A 21,894-nucleotide genomic window follows, 5' to 3' on the forward strand; every position below is an offset into this window, starting at 1 on the left:
TCGGAGCGTGACGTCAGCCCGTGCGGTTCGGGATCCACGGGAGATCGACGAGCGGGGGCGGGACCATCAGGCCGAGGAAGACGACCGAGGCGCCGAAAACGAGCATCACCATGACGTCGGTGAAACGGCTCCGGACCGCGAGAATTCCCACGTCGCGGACAAAAGTCCGCAAGACCGCGGCCACCGCGAACGTGGCGCCGATCATGATCGTCGCGGGACGGAACCCGGCCACCGCGGCGACCACCATCGACGCGGCAAGCAGCGCCAGCACCACGAGCGCCGGCCACTCGCGCAGCCCGCCGACACCGGTCGGGGACGATCCGCCCTCGGGAACGTAGGTGCCGTCGGCGGGGGTTCCCGGGTGACGGCCGGCCCGCGCGGTGTCGCGCGAGCCGGGACGCCCGGGGGCGGCTTGCGTGCCGCGGCCGATGGGGGCGGGGTGACCGGGGTGGTGGCCGATGCGGGGGCGCGGGTGGTGGCGGTCGTGGGGGCCGCCGTCGGGGCGGCGTCCGTCACGACCGCCGCCGGTGTGGGCGCCGCTTCCTTGACGGGCGTCACGACCGCCGCCGCTGTGATGACCGCCGTTGTGGCCGTGTGCGGTGTGTGGGGTGGAGGGGGTGGTGCTGTGGGTGTCCGGTGGCGTGCCGGTCGGGTTGTGGGGTGCTCCCGGTGTTGCGTGGGGGCGGCCGTAGGGGCCCGGAGGGGCTGGTGTGCCCGGCGGGTTGTGCGGGGTTTGCGGGGTCGCGCGGGGGCCGCCGTTCGTGCCGGGGGTGCCCAACGGGTTTGGGGGCGTCGGGGATTGCAATGGGTTCCGGCCTGCGGGCGGCGCAGGCATGCCGTCGCCCAGGTGGCCGCCGCCGTGGCCGTGCGCGGCCGGTGGTGGGTGGGGGGCGTCGTGTGCGCCGGGCGTGCGCGGCGGGGGGTCCGGCGCGCCACCGTGTGGTGCGGGGTGACCGCCGACCGGCGGGTGGGTGCCTGCCGGCGCGGAAGGCTCGCCGTGCCCGGTGGGGTGGCGGTACGCGTCGCCGTAGCCGGGCGCGGAATGATCGCCGGGGCTCCCGCCCGGCCCGGGGACGGCGCCATCGCTCGACGCGCCGTCGTGGCCCGACGGCCTCGGCCCCCTGAAGGCGTTCCACGTCATCGCGTCACCCCGCGACAAGGAACGGACGGCCACCGGTCCGAGGCAGTGGCGGCGCGGACCCGTGCGGCGTGCTGCCGCACCTGGCGTGCGCGAGCCGCAGGCCGCGAGCCGGTGTGTCGGCCATGCCTGATGCCTTCCTGGTGGTCGGGGCACTCCACTCTAGAGCCTTGCCCGGGCTCCCCGCCGGGCCGGGCGAAAACCACTCCGGCACACGGGCGATCAGCCGCACGGCGCGGCGAGGACCGCGGGATCTTGGGTGCCTGCGAACAAGCCGGTCGCCGCGTGCGGGGAGAGCCGACAGTCGCCGGCGCCAATCCGCAATCGGCGACCGGCGACCGGCAGCGGCCTCACACCTTGGGGCCGCGGTTTCGTCGGTCGGCCGGCCCTGATTATTTCGCTTGGTTCCCGCTGGGAAATCGGCCGCGGAAAACGATCAGGAAACCCGTCGAAATCGTGGCCGATTTTGCGCCCGAGGCGGGCGCCGCGTTACCCGGCCAACGCCCGTTCCGCCGCCTCGACGACGTTCGTCAGCAGCATCGCGCGCGTCATCGGGCCGACGCCGCCGGGCATCGGGGCGATCCACGCGGCCTTCTCGGAGACCTCCGGGTGCACGTCGCCGACGAGGCCCTGGTCGGTGCGGGTGATGCCGACGTCGAGGACGACCGCGCCCGGCTTGACGATGTCGGCGCTGACCAGGCCCGCGACACCGGCCGCGGCGACCACGATGTCGGCCTCCAGCACGTGCCGCGTCAGGTCCTTCGTCCCGGTGTGGCACAGCGTCACCGTGGCGTTCTCGGTGCGGCGGGTGAGCAGCAGGCCGATCGGGCGGCCGACGGTCACCCCGCGGCCGATGACGCACACGTCGGCGCCGTTGATCGGGATGTCGTACCGGTGCAGCAGCTCGACGATGCCGCGCGGCGTGCACGGCAGCGGGGCCTCCTGACCGAGGACGAGGCGGCCGAGGTTGGTCGGGTGCAGGCCGTCGGCGTCCTTGTCCGGGTCGATCAGCTCCAGTACGCGGTTGGCGTCGAGGCCGCGCGGCAGCGGGAGTTGCACGATGTAGCCGGTGCACGCGGGGTCCTCGTTGAGTTCGCGGACGACCGCCTCGACCTCCTCCTGCGTCGCGGTCTCCGGCAGTTCGCGCTGGATGCTCGCGATGCCGACCTGCGCGCAGTCGCGGTGCTTGCCGCGCACGTACGAGTGGCTGCCGGGGTCGTCGCCGACGAGGACCGTGCCGAGGCCGGGGGTGATCCCCTGGGCCTTCAGCGCCTCGACACGGACCGCCAACTCGGACTTGATCTGGGCGGCGGTCGCCTTGCCGTCGAGCTTCTGCGCCTTCAAAGGGGTCTCCTGATCCACGGGTGCGGCCGTTTCGTGGCACGCGCCGCTGGGCGCGGGGCCACGGGGTCTCACCACGATTGTCCCGTACACGGCGACTCCGCCTCACACGCCCCGCACCCGGGCCCGCGCGGAGGAAAGGTACGGGCCGGGGCGACGGAACGCGGGCAGAACGGCGGCGGGGCCGGACGGGAGGCAGGTCGACGGGACGGACGGAGCGACAGGCACAGGACGGGAAACGCAGTCGACGCGCCAGGAGGCGATGCGCGGCGGAACAACCGCCGGGCGCGAAACCGGCACAGCGCGGACCTCGCCCCCGGAGCCATGCGCGGCGCGAGCCTGGCCCGACGAAAGCGAACGCACCCGAAGCAGTCCGGTCCGGCCGAGAGCCGGCGCGAGAATCGACTGACGCGAAGCCCGACAAGGGAAACACCGGGGGGTACCGCGAGTCGGTTGCCGTCCGGGACCGCCGTCGCCCGCCCCCTCCGCCGTGCGACGGCCGCGCTGTCGCCTCGTGTCCTCGGCGCCGTCCCCGCGTCGTGAGCCCACACACCGACCGCCGCCGTTCGAGGCAGCCGACGAGCGGCGCGGGACAAGAACAACCATCTATTTGTCCCATATAAAGAGAATGTTAAGTTATTCGATATTCGGCGATGCTTTCCGGTGCAATTTCCGTCTTGCCGCGCCATCGCGCATCGAATTTGTCGACAGCACGATTAATTCCTGCCCGCCATTATCCGTTCCGCGCGAAAGGTAAAGGCCTTGGAACAACGCTGTGACAATTGGTTTTGATATTGCGCACCGCCCCTAAGCTGCCGAGCGGACATTCGGCGGTGTGGTTGTCCCCGCCGTACCCCTCTGTTCTCGATCGACCCCTATTTCGAGGGAGTGCGACTCATGTTCCGTAGGCAGGACCGGAGGACGGCCGCCCGGCTGTCCGCGTTCGCGGCGGCGTCCGCTCTTGCGGTGGGCGGGACGCTCGCCCTCGCCGCTCCGGCGCACGCGGAAGGCGTCAAGGGCACCTACAAGGGCTTCGCCGACGTCGACGGCGACAACAAGGGCGACTCCGTCGGCCTGTCGCTCGCCGGCCACAAGGACAAGATCGGCGCCGGGCTCATGAGCCTCGAACTGGAGTCGGGCGAGACCTTGTTGGTCTACTGCGTCGACTTCGGGAACCCGACCTCCCCGGGCAACAAGTACACCGAGGGCGAGTGGGGCAGCACCTGGCCGTCGGGCGCCGACGCCGAGACGCGCCGCGCGAAGATCAAGTGGCTGCTGCTCAACTCGTACCCGACGAAGTCCGTCGCGGACCTGAAGAAGGCCGCCGACGTGTCCGACCTGGACGCGAAGGAGGCCGCCGCCGCGACGCAGGCGGCCATCTGGCACTTCAGCGACAAGGTCGACCTGAAGGACGACGGCCAGAAGGACATCACCAAGCTCTACGAGTACCTGATCGGCAAGGCGAGCGACGCCGACAACGCCGAGCCGAAGATCTCGCTCCAGCTCACCCCGGACGAGCAGAGCGGCTCCCCCAGCGCCACCCCGGGCGTCGGGCCGTTCACCGTCAAGACGAACGCCCAGGGCAAGGCCATCGACGCGTCCCTGAAGGACGGCGCGCCGGCGGGCACGAAGCTCGTCGACAAGAGCGGCAACCCGGTCACCAAGGCGGGCAACGGCGACGAGCTGTACGTCAAGCCGGCCGAGGGCAGCGACAAGGGCTCGGCGACGGTGCAGGTCTCCGGGACGTCGACGCTCGACGCCGGACGCATCTTCAACGGCAAGAACCAGCACAACGACAAGGCGTCGCAGAAGCTGATCCTCGCGCAGCAGAAGCCGGTCAAGGCCGGTGCGAACGCGAAGGCGTCGTGGGCGCTCAAGGGCGCGCTGCCGAACTTCACCGCCGAGCAGAAGTGCACCGAGGGCGGCGTCGAGGTCACCGCGACCAACAAGGGCGACACCCCGTTCGAGTTCTCGCTGAACGGCAAGAAGTCGAGCGTGAAGCCGGGCGAGACCACGAAGGAACTCGTCAAGGTCGAGGAAGACCAGGCCTACACGATCAAGATCATGGGCCCGGACAACCAGGAGCTGAAGGAATTCACCGGCGTCCTGGACTGCAAGACCGCGTCGACCACCGGCGGTGGCGGCGGCACCCCGCCGCCGGCCGCCACGGACTCCCCGTCGGCTCCCCCGGCCAGCGTCCCGCCCGCCGCGGACAACGAGGGCCCGGAGCTCGCCGAGACCGGCGGCAGTGACAGCAACTCGGGCCTGTACCTGGGCGGCGCCGCGGTGCTGCTGCTCGGCGGCGGCCTGGTGTTCTTCGTCGTGAAGCGCCGCGGAGCGACCGGCTGAAGATGACGTTGCGTCAGCCCGTGGCGGGCTGAGCGGCACACGCCGGAGTACGGCGAGGGGCCGCCTCGGACACGGTGAACGTGTCGGAGGCGGCCCCTCGTTCTTTCGGGTCCGCGAGGGCGGCGTCGGGCGGCCTGTGCGGTCGGGCACGGGGGCGGCTCCGGCCCGCCGGCACCCGCGAGCGACGCGGTCGCGATGTCGGTGCAGCGCATCGGCGGGCCAGAAGCCGTCGGCGTCGGCGAGGCCGCGGGACGCACGTCGCCGACCCGCCGCGTCTCCCGCTCACGCGGGCGGCAGGCGGCGGGCGGCGGGCGGCGGGCGGCGGGCGTAACACCAGCTTGGCCGGGGCCGGTTCCGTCCCCCGCCGACGCGCGACCGTCCCCCGCGGGCCGTGGTCGACGTCAAGTCACCGGCGCACAAGACATCGTGACGGCCCGTCAGGGCGGTCGGTCAGTGGAAGAAGTGCCGGGTGCCGGTGAAGTACATGGTGATTCCGGCGGCGCGTGCGGCCTCGACGACCTGGTCGTCGCGTACCGAACCACCGGGCTGCACCACGGCCTTGACGCCCGCCGCGGTCAGGACCTCCAGGCCGTCGGGGAACGGGAAGAACGCGTCCGACGCGGCCACCGAGCCGACCGCGCGCTCTTCCCCGGCCCGCTGCACCGCGAGCCGCGCGGAGTCGACGCGGTTGACCTGGCCCATGCCGACGCCGACCGTCGCGCCGCCGGTCGCGAGCAGGATCGCGTTGGACTTGACCGCGCGCACCGAGCGCCACGCGAAGACGAGATCGCGCAGGGTGGCCTCGTCGGCGGGCTCGCCGGTCGCGAGCGTCCAGTTCTCGGGCTCGTCGCCGGGGGCCTGGAAGCGGTCCGTGTCCTGGAGCAGCAGGCCGCCGTCGATCTGCCGGAACTCGGTGGGCGCGGACGGCGCTTCGGGGGCGCGCAGCACGCGGATGTTCTTCTTGCGGGACAGGACCTCGATCGCGCCGTCCTCGAAGTCGGGCGCGACGATGACCTCGGTGAAGATCTCCGCGACCTGCTCGGCCATCGCGACGGACACCGGCCGGTTGACCGCGATCACGCCGCCGTACGCCGACACCGGGTCGCACGCGTGGGCGAGGCGGTGGGCCTCGGCGACGTCCTCGCCGATCGCGATGCCGCACGGGTTGGCGTGCTTGATGATCGCGACGCACGGCAGGGTGTGGTCGTACGCGGCCCGGCGCGCGGCGTCGGTGTCGACGTAGTTGTTGTACGACATCTCCTTGCCGTGCAGTTGCTCGGCGCCCGCGAGGCCGCCGCCGCCCGCGGTGTACAGCGCGGCGGACTGGTGCGGGTTCTCGCCGTACCGCAGCACGGCCTGCCGGCGCCGGGTCGCGCCGAGGAAGGCCGGGAACGGCTCGTCGTCGGCGGGTGCGTGGACGCCGGAGAACCACGACGCGACGGCGACGTCGTAGGCCGCGGTGTGGGCGAACGCCTCGCCGGCCAGACGCTTGCGCGCCACGAGGTCGAACCCGCCGTCGGCGACCGCGGCGAGTACGTCGCCGTAGCGGTCGGGGCTGGTCACGACGGCGACGGACGGGTGGTTCTTGGCCGCGGCACGGACCATGGACGGGCCGCCGATGTCGATCTGCTCGACGCACTCGTCCGGGGACGCGCCGGAGGCGACGGTCGCCTCGAACGGGTACAGGTTGACGACCACCAGCTCGAACGGCGCGATGCCCAGCTCGTCGAGCTGCGCGCGGTGCGTGTCCAGGCGCTGGTCGGCGAGGATGCCGGCGTGCACGCGCGGGTGCAGCGTCTTGACGCGGCCGTCGAGGCACTCGGGGAAGCCGGTCAGCTCCTCGACCCTGGTCACCGGCACCCCGGCGGCGGCGATCCTGGCGGCGGTCGAGCCGGTCGAGACGAGTTCGACCCCGGCGGCGTGCAGCCCCTGGGCGAGCTCCTCAAGCCCGGTCTTGTCGTACACGCTGACCAGCGCGCGGCGAATCGGACGCTTGTTCGGGGAGCTCTCGGGGGTGCTCATGATCCGAATCGGACCTTTCTTCCTTCGATGCGGTATCCCTCGCGGGCGAGGCGGCCCACGATGTCGACGAGCAGGGAACGCTCGACCGTCTTGATGCGCTCGTGCAGCGCGTCGCCGCCGTCGGCCTCGTCGGTGTCCTCCACCGCGACCACGCCCTGGGCGATGATCGGGCCGGTGTCGACGCCCGCGTCGACGAAGTGGACGGTGCAGCCGGTGACCTTCGCGCCGTACGCGAGGGCGTCGCGCACGCCGTGCGTCCCGGGGAACGCGGGCAGCAGCGCCGGGTGGGTGTTGACCGTGCGGCCCTCGAAGCGCCGCAGGAACTCGGCGCCGAGGATCTTCATGAAGCCCGCCGACACCACCAGGTCGGGTGCGTGCGCGGCGACCTCGGCGGCCAGTGCGGCGTCCCAGGCCTCGCGGGTGGCGTGGTCGCCCACCCGTACGACGAAGGTCGGCACCCCGGCCTTCTCGGCGCGTTCCAGGCCGACGATGCCGGGGCGGTCGGCGCCCACGGCGACGACCTCGGCGCCGTACGCCGGGTCCGCGCACGCGTCGAGCAGCGCCTGCAGGTTGGTGCCGGAGCCGGAGACGAGAACGACGAGCCGCGCGGGCCCTGGGGTGCGCGGGGCGTGAACGGCCACTGCGGGGCTCTTTCCGGGCTCTGGATCGTGGAACGGGCGTGAACGGGCATGCCGAGCGGCACGCGCCGCGCGGCCCGCGTGCGGCACCGGCAGGGAAACCGGAGGCGACGGGGAGGGAACGCGCGGGCAGCGCCCGATCGTCAGCAACGATAGCGTCAGGGGCCGCGCGGCACCGAACCCGGGCAGCGCATTGTGGCGGCCCGGGGGCGCCCTGGGGGCGCGACCGCTCGTATCGCGGTCGGCGCGCACACGTACGATCCCAGGCAACTGTTGTTCGCATCGGCCGACCCGCGCGGGGCGGGCGGCCCCCGGCACGGAGGTAGGGCGCACTGCTGGACGACGCCAGGCGCGACAGGCCCGAGGAGACGAGGGCCGCCGGGGCGCGCGTGAGGTTGGGAGCGGGGTGCCCCCTGGGGGATCCGGCGGGACGAGGGCAGGCGGCACGGATGAGTGAGCGGAGCGGACGCATCAACGGGAAAGGCTTGTCGGACGCGCGCGGAACCGACCGCGGCGGGGTGTACGCATGAGCACGGGCAATCGCACGGACGGCACGGGCAGTACTGGCGGAGCGGGCAACGAAACCGACGAACGGGACCCCTACGCTCCGCCGCCGGAGGGCGCCCCCGACCGCCCGCCCGCGGCGCCCTGGAACCTTCCCCACGGGGGAACGGGCTCCGGGACGGACCGCACGGGGCCGGGCGGTTCCGGCTCGGGTGACTCGGGTGGTTCCGGCGGCGGTCCGTGGGGCGACCCGGATTCCGGCCGCGACCGCCGGGGCCGCGACCGCGACGAGGACCGGCCGCCCGCGGACCCGCGCCGCCGCAACGCGCGGTGGGCCCTGTGGCTCGGCGTGTGGGGGCTGTTCATCGGCGTCTTCCTGTGGGAGGAAGCCGGGATCGTGATGGGCTTCGCGGCGGCCGTGCTCGGCATCCGCGCGCTGCGCGGCACGTCCGCCCCGGTGGTGGGCCCGCGCGTCGAGCAGGGCCCGGGCGGTACGGCCCGCTCGCCGGGCCGCGCCCGCCGGTTCCCCCGTCCCGCGCGGGTCCGCAGCGCCCCCGGCGCGCGGACCCCGGGGACCGTGCCGCGCCCGCCGGGAGCGGTGGTCGGCCTGGTCACGGGCCTCCTCGCGGTCGTGTGGGTGTTCGGTGTGTGGTGCTTCCGCTGGTCGCAGCAGGACTACTACGACTGCATGGACGCCGCGCTGACCAAGCAGGCGCAGCATCAGTGCAAGTCCGAACTCCCGGGATTCGCGCGGGACTTGGTCGACAACCTGGACAGCAACCCGATCTGAGCGGTCGCTACGGCCCGCTTCCGCCTCCGCCGTCCCGCCGGTGCGGGGAGGGGGACGCCGCGGCGCGCGGTCGAGCGCGTGGGTTCCGCGGCCGGGCCGGCCCTTGTGCGCGCGCCGCGTCGGCCCGGCCGGACCGGCGCGTCCGCGTCGGCCGGCCGGCGCGAAGGCGCTGCCGGGAGTCGGGGACGCGGGGTGCCCGGTGGTCCGCCGGGTGCCGGGTGCGGTGCCGTTGGCGCCAACCCGCGACGAGCGCGGTGACGACGGCCGCGGCGGCGACCTCGCCCGCCGCCGCTCCGGCGGTCGTCCACACGTGCGGGCCGATCTGTGCCATGCGGTGCGTTCCCGCGGCTCCCGTGGCCATCGAGGCCGCCGCGGCGGTCAGCGCGCCGGTCACGATTCCGCCCGAGGCGGCGGTTCCGGCGGTTGTCCACAGGGACCCGGCGGAGGTGCGGCGGGCCGCGACGAGTCCCGCGCCGACGCCCGCGACGGCCGGGACCGCGAGCGTGCACCACCCGGCCGCGGACGTCGCCTCCGGGACGGCGCCCAGCAGCGGCAGCGCGGGGAGGGCCCCCACGGTGACCTCGCCCGGCGCGACCGTCGTGCCCACGCCCAGCGCGAAACCGGCGCACGAGGCGTACGCGACCGCGCACACGATCGCGTTGGGGAGCAGCGCGGCGCACAGGAGCGCGAGGGCGAGCGTCTCCGGACCGCCGTCCGCGACCCGGTCGGCGAGGCGCCCGATTTCACCCGCGTGAGTGATTGTCGACGCGAGGACGACGATTGCTCCGCCCACCGCCAGCAGCAGCGCGCCCGCCGCCCCGGAGGCGAGCGCGGCCCGGGCCGGGGCCGCGAACGGTTTCACGCGGTCCGCCACGCGCCGGGGCAGCCGGTCGGCGAGGCCGGGGTACGCGCCCGCCCGGGCGGCCCCGAAAACCCCGAACACCAGTGCGGCCACGAACGTCGCGACGGGAGCGCGTCCGGGCACCGGGCGGAGTGCGGGGGTCGCGGACGCGACCGCGACGATGTACGCGAGCGCGGCGTACACCAGCGCGCACGCCGCGAGCGCGATGGTCGGATAACGCGCGCCCCCGTGCCGTACCGGCGCGAGCGAGCACCGCCGACCGGCCCGGACGAGCACGATGACCACCGGAATCGAGACCCCGAGCGGCACGACGCCGAGCCGTACCGCGTCCTGCGACGCATCGGCGGAGACGTCGACGCCGACGCGCTGGGCGGCGAGCCAGATCTGACCCGCGGTACGCATGATGTCGCCCGACGAGGTGCCGCCGCCCCCGAACGTGTCCGCGACCACGACGAGCAGGAACAGGCCGACGGCGAAAAGCAGGCCGAGGCCCGCGGCGGTGACGGCGGCCACCGCGCCGGAGCGCACGGCGGCGAGGACGGCCCGGGCGGCGGTCGCGGGGAAGCGGGTCACGAGGAGCGCGGACGTCGCCGCCGCTTCGCGCCAGGGCAGGCGCGGACGCAGGCGCAGGCGCAGGCGTCGATGCAGACGCAGGCGCAGACGCAGACGCAGCGGCGTGCGCTTGCGCGGCCTGTCGGAGGCCGCCGGGCTCGGGGCGGCCGGTGCGTCCGAGAGCGGAGGCGCCGGAGGCGGCAGGCGAGGCATCGGCGGAATGAGGGCGGGGGCCGCGGGAGGGGCGGGCGCGGTCGCGGAGGTGGCGGTCGCGGGAACCGCGGTCATGGAAGCGGCGGTCGCGGGGGCGGGAGCGACCGGTGGATCGGCCGCGGGCGTGGTCGCGGGAACCGCGGTCACGGAAGCGGCGGTCGCGGACGCGGGAACCACCGGCGGGTCTGCCGCGGGCGCGGGAGCCGCGGACGCGGCGGCCACCGGCCCACCCGTCGCGGGGGCGGCAGCCGCATGGGCGTCGGCCCCGGTGGCGGCGGCACCGTTTCGTCCCGCGCCCGGTTCGCCGTGCTCCTCGGTCTCTTGGCGAGGAGCCCCCGGCCCGGTGGTCCCGCGCGGCGTGTCGGATTCCGCCGGGTTCGGGCCGGCCGCTGCGTCCGGGATCGGAGGCGCCGCGGGCAGCGGGTTCGGCGGTGTCGGCGGCCTGGGCGGCACGGGCGGTGTGGGCGGCGGGTCCGCAGGCGGGGGTTCCGGGCGGGGCGACGCGGGGGCGTCGGCCTCGGGTGGGGCGTCGGCACCGGGCCGGCCGTGCGGGTCGGGCCCGTCGGGTGGGGGGCTCGCGGATACGGGGGTCTCGGTCACGGTGCCTCATGCTGCCAATCCCGTGACGTTATGGGCTGTATGAGACCTTCACGCCATTCGTGTCGTTCCAAATAGTAACGAATCGTATGTTTCTGGTATTCAATGCCGCTTCAGGGCCACGCGCCGAAGGCCTCGGCGCACGAGGCATGCGAACGACCGGGAGCGCACCACCATGGACGACGCGACTTTCGACGCGTTCTACGACAGGACGGCCGCCGACATCGCCCGCCACGTGTACCTCCTGACCGCGAGCCCCCACCGCGCCGTGCACGCGACGCAGCGGGCATACGCGCGGGCGTACGCCGACTGGGACGTGCTCGGCCCCACGCCGAACCTCGAATCGTGGGTGCGGATGATCGCGTCCGACATCGCCCTGGACCACCTGTACCGCGCCCGGCACAGGATCACCGCACGTCTGCCGGTGGACCGGCTCGCCCGCGGGGTGAACCGCATCCCCACCCCCGGAGGCCGGTCCGCGAAAGCCTCCGGCGGCCCCGCGGAGGACGCGTCCGGAGGCGCGCCGGGAGGCGGACCGCACGACGGACCGGACGGCGGTCCCGCGCAACCGGCCCCGAAGGGCGCCCCCCGGCCCCCTGCCGGCGGCACGGCCGGCCCCCGCCCGCCCGCGGAGCCCTCCCCTCCCGTCCCGGTCCTGGATCCGGCCCCGGATCCGGAGGCGGAGATCCCCGGCGACGACCAGTGGTCCACTGATGTCGCGCTGCTGCGCGCGCTGCTCGGCGTCCCCGCGCACCGCCGCCGGGCGGCGGTCCTCCACCACCTCGCGGGGATGACCGCGGAGGAGATCGCGGCGGAGACGGAGTCCACGGTCGGCTCGACCGTGGAGCGCATCGCCATGGCGGACGAGCAACTGGTCGACGACATCGACGCGTTGGGCGGCCTGGCCCCCGACGGTCCGGAGGCGCAGGAGCGCATCGCGGCCATGATGCGCGACCTCGCGGGCCGGTACCGGCCGGAGTTGGAGACCGCGGAACTCGTCCGGACCGATACGCAGGGCCGTACCAAGATCCTCATCGGCGTGGTCGGTGCCGCGGTCCTCGGCCTGCTGGTGTACACCGTCGTCGTGACGTTCCTCCCGGGGAACCTGCCCGACGAACGCGCGGAGGTCCGGGCCTCGATGTCCGCGCGCGCGGCGGCCGGGATGCCGCTCGTCGCCGAGGCCGCGAAGCCGCCCATCAACATCGGGCGCAGCACCGCGCGGGCCCAGCATGTCCCGGCGGACAAGCAGGAGTTGGTGCACGTCATGGGAACCGCGAGCCACGACGGCGGCACCTTCATCACCGTCGACCCGGCCGACGCGCCCGCGAACGCCCCCCAGCAGCCGGGCCGCGAGCTGCCGCTCTCCCCCAAGGTCGCGTTCCGCGGCGCGGCGGCGTTCGGGCTGTCGAAGCAACAGGTCGTGTACGCGGGGGACTTCCTGGCGAAGGCGGCGGAAGGCTCGCTGGCGTCAGTGGTGTTCGAGGTGGAGTACGACGAGGACGACCAGGTGATCCTGATCCGGGAGAACAGCCACCGCTGACGGCCCGTCAGTGCCGGTTGTCCACAGGCCCCCGGGCAGAGTTATCCACAAATCCCCAGGCCTTGTGGATAACTTGACGGACAAAGCGACATTGCCCCGCATCGACAAATAGCCGCGCCACCCTCCCACCACCGGCCATCCGCACCCTCGTTCCGGCACCCCCGCCCAACCTCCGTGGTTAACCTGGCCCTTCGTTCCACACGCCTGGACACGGGGGTTCGTGATGCGCGATCTGGTACGTATGCCGCTGGAAGACGGCGGCACGATCCTGTTCGAGGCACCGGCGGAGGCGGCGGCCGGACCGGTACGCGTCGGCCGCGCCCGCGACGCCGTCCGCGACCTGCCGCAGTCGCTGCAACACGCCCTCGCCCCGGTCGGCGACACCGCACGCGCGGTCCTCGCCCAACTGCGCCAAGCGGGCCCGGACGAAGTCGAGGTCGAGTTCGGCGTGGACCTCTCCGCCGAGGCCGGCGCGATCATCACCCGGGCCGAGACGGCGTTCCACCTCAAGGTCCGCGTCCTGTGGACCCGCGACGGGCAGGCCGATGCCCCGGACGCCTCGTAGGCACCGCGAGCACGACGGGGCGGCGAACGCCGGCGGGCCGAACCCGGCGGCCGACGAACGCCGGGGGGACATCGTCACCTCGACGGCCCAGATCCTCGCCCCCGACGGCGCTGTCGTCGGCGCGGGCTTCGCGGCCGGCCACGGCGTCGTCCTGACCTGCGCACATGTGATCGGCGAAGCCCGCACCGGGCCGGGCGGCACCGCGGACCTGTGCCGGCCGGGACCAAGGGGTCGTGCGGCTGTGGGAGGCCGCGACCGGCAGCGTCACGGCCACGCTCACCGGCCACACCGACACTGTGACAAGCGCGGTGTTCCGCCCCGACGGCGGCACGTTGGCCACCAACGGCAGCGACCGCTCCGTGCGGCTGTGGGACGTGGCGACCGGTATCGCCAAGGCCACGTTCTCCGGCTACACCGACAGCGTGGAAGCCATCGCCTTCAGCCACGACGGCAGGACCCTCGTCACCGCCTCCGACGACGGCAGCGGGCGGTTGTGGGAGGTCGGCGCCGCCGGCCCCGAGGAGGCCGTGAGGCGAATCCGCGGGGTCGTGGGTCGCGACCTCACGCCCGACGAACGTGCTCGCCACGTTCCGGGAAGCCCGGTCGGTCCGGTGTGTCCCGTCTGAGCGACGTTCCGCGGCGGCGCGTCCGCCGATTCCGCGCGATCACGTTCCCGCGACGCGGAACCGCCCCGCCGCGTGACGCGGCGGGGCGGTTCCCGGTCGTGCCGGAGGCGCTGGGCGCTCCGTCAGCCCTCCATGATGGCGCGCATCAGGCGGGCCGTCTCGGACGGGGTCTTGCCGACCTTGACGCCGACGGCCTCAAGGGCGTCCTTCTTGGCCTGGGCGGTGCCGGCCGAGCCGGAGACGATGGCGCCGGCGTGGCCCATGGTCTTGCCCTCGGGGGCGGTGAAGCCCGCGACGTAGCCGACGACGGGCTTGGTGATGTGCTCGGCGATGTACGCCGCCGCGCGCTCCTCGGCGTCGCCGCCGATCTCGCCGATCATCACGATCGCGTCGGTGTCCGGGTCGTCCTGGAACGCCTGGAGGCAGTCGATGTGCGTCGTGCCGATGATCGGGTCGCCGCCGATGCCGACCGCGGTCGAGAAGCCGATGTCGCGCAGCTCGTACATCATCTGGTACGTCAGCGTGCCCGACTTCGACACCAGGCCGATGCGGCCCGGCTTGGCGATGTCGGCCGGGATGATGCCGGCGTTCGACTGGCCCGGCGTGATGAGGCCGGGGCAGTTCGGGCCGATGATGCGGGTCTTGTTGCCCTTCGCGCCGGCCAGCGCCCAGAACTGGGCGGTGTCGTGCACCGGGACGCCCTCGGTGATGACGACGGCGAGGCCGATCTCCGCCTCGATCGCCTCGACGACCGCGTCCTTGGTGAACTTCGGCGGGACGAAGATCACCGTGACGTCGGCGCCGGTGGCCCCGATCGCCTCGGATACGGTGCCGAACACCGGGATCTCGGTGCCGTCGATGTCAACCTTCTCGCCGGCCTTGCGCGGGTTCACGCCGCCGACGATGTTCGTCCCGGAGGCCAGCATGCGGCGGGTGTGCTTCATACCCTCCGAGCCGGTCATGCCCTGAACGATGACCTTGCTGTCCTTGGTCAGGAAGATAGCCATGGTGGTTCAGGCTCCCTTACTTCGCAGCCGCGAGCTCGGCGGCACGGTCGGCCGCGCCGTCCATGGTGTCCACCTGCTGCACGAGCGGGTGGTTCGCGTCCGTGAGGATCTTCCGCCCCAGTTCCGCGTTGTTGCCGTCGAGACGGACGACGAGGGGCTTGGTGACCTCTTCGCCCTTGCCCTTGAGCAGTTCGAGCGCCTGCACGATGCCGTTGGCCACGGCGTCACACGCGGTGATGCCGCCGAACACGTTGACGAAGACGGACTTGACCGCCGGGTCGCCGAGGATGATCTCCAGGCCGTTCGCCATGACCTCGGCCGACGCGCCGCCGCCGATGTCGAGGAAGTTGGCCGGCTTGACGTTCGCGTGGGCCTCACCGGCGTACGCGACGACGTCCAGGGTGCTCATCACGAGACCCGCGCCGTTGCCGATGATGCCGACCTCGCCGTCGAGCTTGACGTAGTTGAGGTTCTTGGCCTTGGCCGCGGCCTCCAGCGGGTCCGCCGCGTCCTTGTCCTCCAGCTCGGCGTGGTCCGCGTGCCGGAAGTCGGCGTTCTCGTCGAGCGAGACCTTGCCGTCGAGCGCGATGATCTTGCCCTCGGGGGTCTTGACCAGCGGGTTGACCTCGACCAGCGTCGCGTCTTCCTTGACGAAGACGTCCCACAGCTTCTTCAGCACGTCCACGATCTGGTCGTGCAGCTCGGCCGGGAACCTTGCGGCCTCGACGATCTCGCGGGCCTTCGCCTCGGTCACGCCCTCGTTGGCGTCGACGGGGATCTTCGCGAGCGCCTCGGGCTTGGTCGCGGCGACCTCCTCGATCTCCATGCCGCCCTCGACGGACGCCATGGCGAGGAAGGTGCGGTTGGCGCGGTCGAGCAGGAAGGAGACGTAGTACTCCTCCGCGATGTCCGACAGGCCGGCCAGCATGACCTTCTTGACGACGTGGCCCTTGATGTCCAGGCCGAGGATCTGCTCGGCCTTCTCGACCGCCTCGTCGGGGCTGAACGCGAGCTTGACGCCCCCCGCCTTGCCGCGGCCACCCGTCTTCACCTGAGCCTTGACCACGGCCTTGCCGCCGAGGCGCTCGGTCACCGCGCGCGCGGCCTCCGGCGTGTCGACGACTTCACCGGGGAGAACCGGCACCCCATGCTTGGCGAAGATGTCCCTCGCCTGGTACTCGAACAGGTCCACGCTCGCGTCCGTCCTTGTGATCGCGGTTGTTGTCGGAAGACATCGCGCCACGTTCGTCGACCACGAGGGTCCCGCGGAGGCCCAGGATGGCTCGCCCCCAGGCTCCTGGTGGACGGCGTCCGTACGCGCAGCTGATCCGTGTGCAGATTAACCGGGACGGCAACCGGGTCAGAACCGGGGGCTTGATCACCCGCGCGGTCACCTCACGCCGAGAGGTCGGCTCCACCCCACCGGATGACCGATGCGTCCGTCTTTCACCCGATCCATGGTCGCGCATCACACACGACCGTGCACAGGCCGGTCCGAAATGCCGGGTAGGTGAGCACCTGGAATGTGGTGCAGCCCACGTTGTCCACCCTTGCGGGGCGTGTGTGTGAGCGCGCGAAGCGGACGATCGGGGAGCAAACACGGGGCAAATGGCGAACAAATGACGGGCAAATGACGGGCCGTCGGCGGGCTGATCCGGCCCCCGCGGGACGGTTGTTCGCGGCCGGGGGTCATTCGGGTCGGCGGTCATTCAGGGATGGGCAGCGGCAGGCCCTGGACGGCGGCGGCCATGATCTCCGGGAACAGGTCCGGCGTACACGCGAACGCCGGGCTCCCGAGAGCGGTCAGCGCGGCGGCGTTGCGGTGGTCGTACGCGGGGGCGCCCTCGTCGGAGAGCGCCAGCAGCGTGACGACCTGGACGCCGGCCCTCCGCATCGCGGCGACGCGGCGCAGCATCTCCTGCCGCACGCCGCCTTCGTACAGGTCGCTGATGAGGATCACGATCGTGTCGGACGGCCGCGTGACCAGCGACTGGCAGTACGCGAGCGCGCGGTTGATGTCGGTGCCGCCGCCGAGCTGCGTGCCGAAGAGGACGTCGACGGGGTCGGTGAGCCGGTCGGTCAGGTCGACGACGGCCGTGTCGAAGACGACCAGCGACGTGCGCAGCGACCGCATCGAGGCGAGGACCGCGCCGAAGACGGACGCGTACACGACCGACGCCGCCATCGAGCCGGATTGGTCGATGCACAGCACGACGTCCTTCCGCACACCGTTCCGCTGCCGCCCGTGGCCCACCAGGCGCTCGGGCACGACCGTGCGGTAATCGGCCTGGTAATGCCTGAGGTTGGCGCGGATCGTCGCGTTCCAGTCGATGTCGTGGTGCCGCGGCCGGTTGATGCGCGTGGCGCGGTCGAGCGCGCCCCGCACGAGGCTGTGGGTGCGTTGCGCGATGCGGCGCTCCAGGTCGTCGACGACGCGGCGGACGACGGCCCGGGCCGCCTCCTTGGTCTCCTCCGGCATGAGCCGGTTGAGGGAGAGGAGGGTGCCGACGAGGTGGACGTCCGGTTCGACGGCGTCGAGCATTTCGGGTTCGAGGAGCAGGCGTGTCAGGTCGAGGCGTTCGATGGCGTCCTGCTGCAGGACCTGGACGACACCGCTGGGGAAGTACTCGCGGATGTCGCCGAGCCAGCGGGCGACCGCGGGGGCGGACGCGCCGAGGCCGCCGGTACGCGCGGCGGTGGCGCCCGCGCGGCCTTCGCCGGGGGCGGGGCGGTAGAGCGCGGCCAGTGCCTCGTCGATGCGGCGGTCCTGTCCGGCGAGGGCGCAGCCGGTCCCGTCGGCGTCGCCGCCGAGGATCAGCCGCCAGCGGCGCAGGCGTTCGTCGTCGGGGAGCGTGGCGGTCATGCGGCGCCTCCGGTGCGGGCTGCGGCGGGGGCGCCGAGCAGGTAGGCCGCCAACGGCAGTGCGGCGTCGGCGCGTTCGTGGTCGAAGGGGAAGGCCTCGGCGGGTCGCGCGGTGCTGGTACGCCCCGGGTTGCGCAGCCGTTCGCCGAGTGTGCGGCGCTCGGGAGCGGCGAAGCCGGAGAAGGTGCGGCGCAGGAGGGGGAGGACGTCGGTGAAGTCCTCGCCGGGGATGCGGGCGACCCAGTCGTCGACGAGGGCCAGGAGCGCGTCGTCGTGGACGAGCAGCAGGCCGCCGCCGGAGAGGAAGCCCTCGATCCACGCGGCGGCGTCGCGGTAGGGCGTGCCCCGGGTGAGGGCGCGGGACAGGCGCGGGCCCGCCTCGTCGGCGGTCAGGCGGCCGGCGTCCAGGAGCAGGCGTACCGCGCGCCCGGTCAGCAGGCCGGAGGCGTCGGCGCGGTCGGCGAGCCGGGCGAGGGCGGCGAACCAGTGGGCGCGCAGGTCGTCCTGGCCGTCCCCGGGTGCCAAGAGGCCCGCGGCGTCGTGGACTTCGTCGAGGCGGCGGCGCATCTCGCGGGCGCCGTCGTCGTCCAGGCCCGCGCACGCGGGGACGAGGCCGACGCAGATGCGCAGCAGCAGCCCGTCCACGACGGAGGCCAGCGCGGTCGTGTCGGTGCCGCGCACGTCGCCGTAGCGCAGCGCGCGGACGAGAGCGGGGAGGGCCTGGGCGAGGCCGGCGACGTCGGAGTCGAGTGCGGCGCGCTCCTCCAGGACGCGCATGACGACGGGCAGCGCGGCCGGGAGGTCGGCGCGCAGGCAGCGCTCGGCGACGGCGGTCACGTCGGCGAGGGATTCGGCGTGCCCGGCGAGGTCGGCGGCGCGGGCGGTGGCGGCGGAGACGACGGTGGTGCCCCACACGCCGGCCTCCGCGACGCGGATCGCCAGCTCGGGCTGCCAGGTGAGCGACCACGCCTCGCGGAACGTGCCGGTGCCGCGCGCGGCGGCGGGGGCGGGGGCGCCCCACGGTATGCCGAGCAGGTCGAGGCGTGTGAGCAGGCGGCTGCGGTCGGCGTCGGTGGGTTTGCGCAGGTCGAGCTGGAGGTCGCGGGTGGCGGCCTCGGGGGCGAGGCGCAGGCGGCGTTGCTCGCGCGTGAGGTCGCGTTGCAGCGGTACGGCGGGCACGGCGTCGGGGACGGTGCCGATGCGGTCGCCCACGACGATGTCGTCGACGACGAGGCGGAGGGGGGTGTCGTCGCCGTCGCACATGATCGCGCGGACGGCTTCGAGGGTTTCGTCGAGCCCGGGGAGCGGCCGGCCGCGCAGGGCGGCGAGGGCTTCGGCGTGCCGGACAGCCTCGATGACGTGGGCGGGCGAGACGGGGCGGCCGGCGTCGCGGAAGAGGTCGGCGATGCGGACGAACCAGTGCGGGAGCAGGCGTTGGGGGTGGGTGGTGGGCGTGGTGTGATCGGTGGACGCGCTGTGCTCGGTGGGCCCGTCGTGTTCGACGGACGCGGTGTGCGCGGTGGGTGCGGCGGCTTCGGCGATCGCGGTGGATGCGATGTGCCCCATGGCCGCATTGCCGGGGGCGGCGACCCGATCGGCGTCGCCGTGGCCTGGGCTGCCGTCGCCGGGACCGTCCGGGGCGCCGCCGTCGGCGCCCCGGTGCGCGAACAGGTGGTGGTACCAGCCGGGCGACGCGATCCCCGCGCCGTAGCCGGACGCCTGCGCGAGGCGGCGGTACGTCCACGGCACCCACGTCGTCTCGACCTTGACGCGCGGCAGCGCCCCGCCGCGCGCGAGGGCGGCGAACGGCGCGAGAACGGCCCGGTCTTCGGCGGCGGGGCGGGTCTCGGCGAGGGCCGGGACGTGCCACGCGCCGCAGACGACGGCGATGGTGCCGAAGCCCTGGCGGTGGGCGGTCGCGATGGCGAGGCGCATGTGGGCTTCGCGGGCGGATTCGAGGTCGGGGAGGGTGGGGCGGGCGGAGTGGTCGGCTTCGTCGGGTGCGGTGGCCGGGACGCCGTGCGCGGGGTCGGCCCCGGGCACGTGACCGCCGGGGTCGGACGCGGTGTGCGCGTGACCGCCGGGGTCGGACGCGATGTGCGCGAGGCCGCTCGGGAGGCGGCCGACCGCCCCGAGCGCGCGGGCGCCGTCACCGCGTGCGGCACGCGGGATGTCACGCGCGTCGGCGGGCGAGCCGTCGACGCCAGGGGCGGAACCGCCGGGCGCGGACAGCACGGTGCGCCGGGCCGCGGTGGTGTCATCACCGCTCGGTGACGCGACGTCGGCCGCGTTCTCCGGCGCGGTGCCTCGCCCCGCGTCGACCGCCGGTGACGCCCCGCCGCCGCCGCCCGCCACGCCGTCGCGCAGGGCGGTCATCGCCTCCGCGAGCAGCGCGAACGGTGCCAAGGGGTCGTCGTGCCCGGCGCGGTGCTCGACCGCGTCCTCCCACCAGCGCTCGGGGTCGTCGTGGCCGGCGATCCGGGCGAGCAGGGCGATGGGGTCGGAGCGGACGGGCGGTTCCTCGTCGGCGGGGTGGGGCGGCGGCTCCGTGGGGGGTTCCGCCGCCGCGTCCCGCGTCGCGCGGTCGAGCGCGAAGGCGCATCCGGCCGGCAGGTCGATGAAGCGGACCGGCACGCCCTTGTCCAGCGCGTACCGGATCGCGACCCACTCGGGGCTGAAGTCGGCGTACGGCCAGAAGCCCGCCTGCGACGGGTCGTCGACGGCGTGGGCGAGCAGCGCGACGGGCGGCGTCATGGCGGGGTCGGCGGCGAACGACAGCAAGAGGTCGGCCTCGGGCGGGCCTTCGAGCAGCACGATGTCGGGCGCGGTCGCCTCGAGCGCCGCGGCGACCGCCCGCGCGGACCCGGGGCCGTGGTGGCGGACGCCGAACAGATGGGGCTTCGCGTGCCTGGCCCGCCGGGCGCGGGGCTCGGCCATCAGGACGCCCCCGCCGCACGGCACGCGCGGTAGAAGTCCTGCCAGCCGTCGCGCGACCGGACGACCGTCTCCAGATACTCCTGCCACACGACGCCGTCGGACGCCGGGTCCTTGACGACCGCGCCGAGGATCCCGGCCGCGGTGTCGGCCGGGCGCAGCACGCCGTCGCCGAAGTGCGCGGCCAGCGCGAGGCCGCCGGTCACGACCGATATCGCCTCGGCCGTCGACAGCGTGCCGGACGGCGACTTGAGCTTCGTCCGCCCGTCCTCCGTCAGGCCGGACCGCAGCTCGCGGAACACCGTGACCACGCGCCGCAGTTCGGCCTCGGCCGCGTCGACCTTCGGCAACTGGAGTGAGGCGCCCATCTGGGCGACGCGGCGGGCGACGATGTCGACCTCGGCGTCGGCGCTCGCCGGCAGCGGCAGCACCACGGTGTTGAACCGGCGGCGCAGCGCGCTCGACAGGTCGTTGACGCCGCGGTCGCGGTCGTTGGCGGTCGCGATGAGGTTGAAGCCGCGTACCGCCTGGACCTCGTCGTTCAACTCCGGTACGGGCAGGGTCTTCTCGCTCAGGATGGTGATGAGGGTGTCCTGCACGTCGGCGGGGATGCGGGTCAGCTCCTCGACGCGCGCGATCCGGCCTTCGCCCATCGCCCGCATCACCGGGCCGGGGACGAGCGCGTCCCGGCTCGGGCCGTGCGCGAGCAACTGCGCGTAGTTCCAGCCGTACCGGATCGCCTCCTCGGGCGTCCCGGCCGTGCCCTGCACCAGCAGCGTCGAATCACCGCAGACGGCCGCCGCCAGATGCTCCGACACCCACGTCTTCGCCGTCCCGGGCACGCCGAGCAGCAGCAGCGCGCGGTCGGTGACCAGCGTCGTGACGGCAACCTCGACGATCCGCCTCGGCCCCACGTACTTCGGGCTGATCACGGTCCCGTCCGGCAGTGTCCCGCCGAGCAGGTACGTCGACACCGCCCACGGCGACAACCGCCACCGCGGCGGACGAGGCCGGTCATCGGCCTTCGCCAACGCGGCCAACTCGTCACCAAACACGTCCTCGGCGTGGGGCCGCAGCGCGGAATCGCTCCCGGCGGCCGTGGTCGTGGATGTCGTGGATGTCGTGGACACGGCAGAACTCACGGACAACCCCCGGAGTCGAGGAAAGCGGTCGGGTCGCGCCCCCTTCTTTCCTGAGCGCACGCCCAACTCTGCCGGGTGGCACTGACACCGTTCGACGGGCGTCCCGCACCCGAGAACCCCGCGCGTCGCCCCGGGGTTTCCCGAACTCCACGAGGACCCCGTGCGACGCGGCGGCGCGGGGGTACGGACGGCCGTGTGCCGCTCGGGGCCGC

15 protein-coding genes are annotated in these 21,894 nt (G+C 73.8%); 5 read left to right on the plus strand and 10 right to left on the minus strand.

Annotated features, from left to right (window positions below):
- Positions 1-13: 13 nt before the first annotated feature.
- Positions 14-778: a DUF3017 domain-containing protein gene (locus LO772_RS13640; RefSeq protein WP_231778676.1), complete on the minus strand. Its 765-nt coding sequence runs from the start codon at positions 776-778 to the stop codon at positions 14-16.
- Positions 779-1,627: 849 nt separating this feature from the next.
- Positions 1,628-2,482, minus strand: a complete 855-nt coding sequence (locus tag LO772_RS13645) for a bifunctional methylenetetrahydrofolate dehydrogenase/methenyltetrahydrofolate cyclohydrolase (RefSeq protein ID WP_231778677.1) — start codon at positions 2,480-2,482, stop codon at positions 1,628-1,630.
- An 894-nt stretch (positions 2,483-3,376) separates the two neighbouring features.
- On the opposite strand from LO772_RS13645, the gene LO772_RS13650 reads away from it, so the two are divergent.
- On the plus strand, positions 3,377-4,828 hold the full coding sequence (locus LO772_RS13650) for a thioester domain-containing protein (protein WP_231778678.1): 1,452 nt from the start codon (positions 3,377-3,379) through the stop codon (positions 4,826-4,828).
- A gap of 450 nt (positions 4,829-5,278) precedes the next feature.
- On the opposite strand, the gene purH is transcribed toward LO772_RS13650, so the two are convergent.
- Positions 5,279-6,850 (minus strand): bifunctional phosphoribosylaminoimidazolecarboxamide formyltransferase/IMP cyclohydrolase, encoded by a 1,572-nt coding sequence (gene purH / locus LO772_RS13655; protein WP_231778679.1) that lies wholly within the window; start codon positions 6,848-6,850, stop codon positions 5,279-5,281.
- Complete coding sequence (gene purN / locus LO772_RS13660) at positions 6,847-7,491, minus strand: phosphoribosylglycinamide formyltransferase (RefSeq protein ID WP_231778680.1); 645 nt, start codon at positions 7,489-7,491, stop codon at positions 6,847-6,849. Before purN ends, purH begins: the two co-directional genes overlap by 4 nt.
- A 523-nt stretch (positions 7,492-8,014) precedes the next feature.
- Between purN and LO772_RS13665 the strand changes: the two genes are divergently transcribed.
- Positions 8,015-8,782, plus strand: coding sequence for a hypothetical protein (locus LO772_RS13665; protein ID WP_231778681.1), 768 nt, complete (start codon positions 8,015-8,017; stop codon positions 8,780-8,782).
- Positions 8,783-8,789: 7 nt separating this feature from the next.
- Here LO772_RS13665 and LO772_RS13670 read toward each other — a convergent pair whose 3' ends face one another.
- Positions 8,790-10,484: a cell division protein PerM gene (locus LO772_RS13670; RefSeq protein ID WP_231778682.1), complete on the minus strand. Its 1,695-nt coding sequence runs from the start codon at positions 10,482-10,484 to the stop codon at positions 8,790-8,792.
- Between the two features lie 697 nt (positions 10,485-11,181).
- On the opposite strand from LO772_RS13670, the gene LO772_RS13675 reads away from it, so the two are divergent.
- The 3 genes from LO772_RS13675 to LO772_RS13685 all read left to right on the plus strand — a co-directional run bounded on the left by LO772_RS13675 (position 11,182) and on the right by LO772_RS13685 (position 13,737).
- On the plus strand, positions 11,182-12,546 hold the full coding sequence (locus LO772_RS13675) for an RNA polymerase sigma factor (protein WP_231778683.1): 1,365 nt from the start codon (positions 11,182-11,184) through the stop codon (positions 12,544-12,546).
- Between the two features lie 223 nt (positions 12,547-12,769).
- On the plus strand, positions 12,770-13,111 hold the full coding sequence (locus LO772_RS13680; RefSeq protein ID WP_231778684.1) for a CU044_2847 family protein: 342 nt from the start codon (positions 12,770-12,772) through the stop codon (positions 13,109-13,111).
- A 233-nt stretch (positions 13,112-13,344) separates the two neighbouring features.
- Complete coding sequence (locus tag LO772_RS13685; RefSeq protein WP_231778685.1) at positions 13,345-13,737, plus strand: WD40 repeat domain-containing protein; 393 nt, start codon at positions 13,345-13,347, stop codon at positions 13,735-13,737.
- Positions 13,738-13,859: 122 nt separating this feature from the next.
- On the opposite strand, the gene sucD is transcribed toward LO772_RS13685, so the two are convergent.
- From sucD to LO772_RS13710, 5 genes are all read right to left on the minus strand, one after another.
- Positions 13,860-14,744, minus strand: a complete 885-nt coding sequence (gene sucD, locus LO772_RS13690; RefSeq protein WP_231778686.1) for a succinate--CoA ligase subunit alpha — start codon at positions 14,742-14,744, stop codon at positions 13,860-13,862.
- Between the two features lie 16 nt (positions 14,745-14,760).
- Positions 14,761-15,936: an ADP-forming succinate--CoA ligase subunit beta gene (sucC, locus tag LO772_RS13695; RefSeq protein ID WP_231778687.1), complete on the minus strand. Its 1,176-nt coding sequence runs from the start codon at positions 15,934-15,936 to the stop codon at positions 14,761-14,763.
- A 513-nt stretch (positions 15,937-16,449) separates the two neighbouring features.
- Positions 16,450-17,607 (minus strand): VWA domain-containing protein, encoded by a 1,158-nt coding sequence (locus LO772_RS13700; RefSeq protein ID WP_231778688.1) that lies wholly within the window; start codon positions 17,605-17,607, stop codon positions 16,450-16,452.
- Complete coding sequence (locus LO772_RS13705) at positions 17,604-20,543, minus strand: DUF5682 family protein (RefSeq protein WP_231778689.1); 2,940 nt, start codon at positions 20,541-20,543, stop codon at positions 17,604-17,606. The genes LO772_RS13700 and LO772_RS13705 overlap by 4 nt, the downstream gene beginning before the upstream one ends.
- The gene (locus LO772_RS13710) at positions 20,543-21,670 is read right to left on the minus strand and encodes an ATP-binding protein (RefSeq protein WP_231778690.1); all 1,128 of its coding nucleotides are present in this window, start codon (positions 21,668-21,670) and stop codon (positions 20,543-20,545) included. The genes LO772_RS13705 and LO772_RS13710 overlap by 1 nt, the downstream gene beginning before the upstream one ends.
- Positions 21,671-21,894: the final 224 nt, after the last annotated feature.

This window comes from Yinghuangia sp. ASG 101 (assembly GCF_021165735.1).
Taxonomy (GTDB): Bacteria; Actinomycetota; Actinomycetes; order Streptomycetales; family Streptomycetaceae; genus Yinghuangia.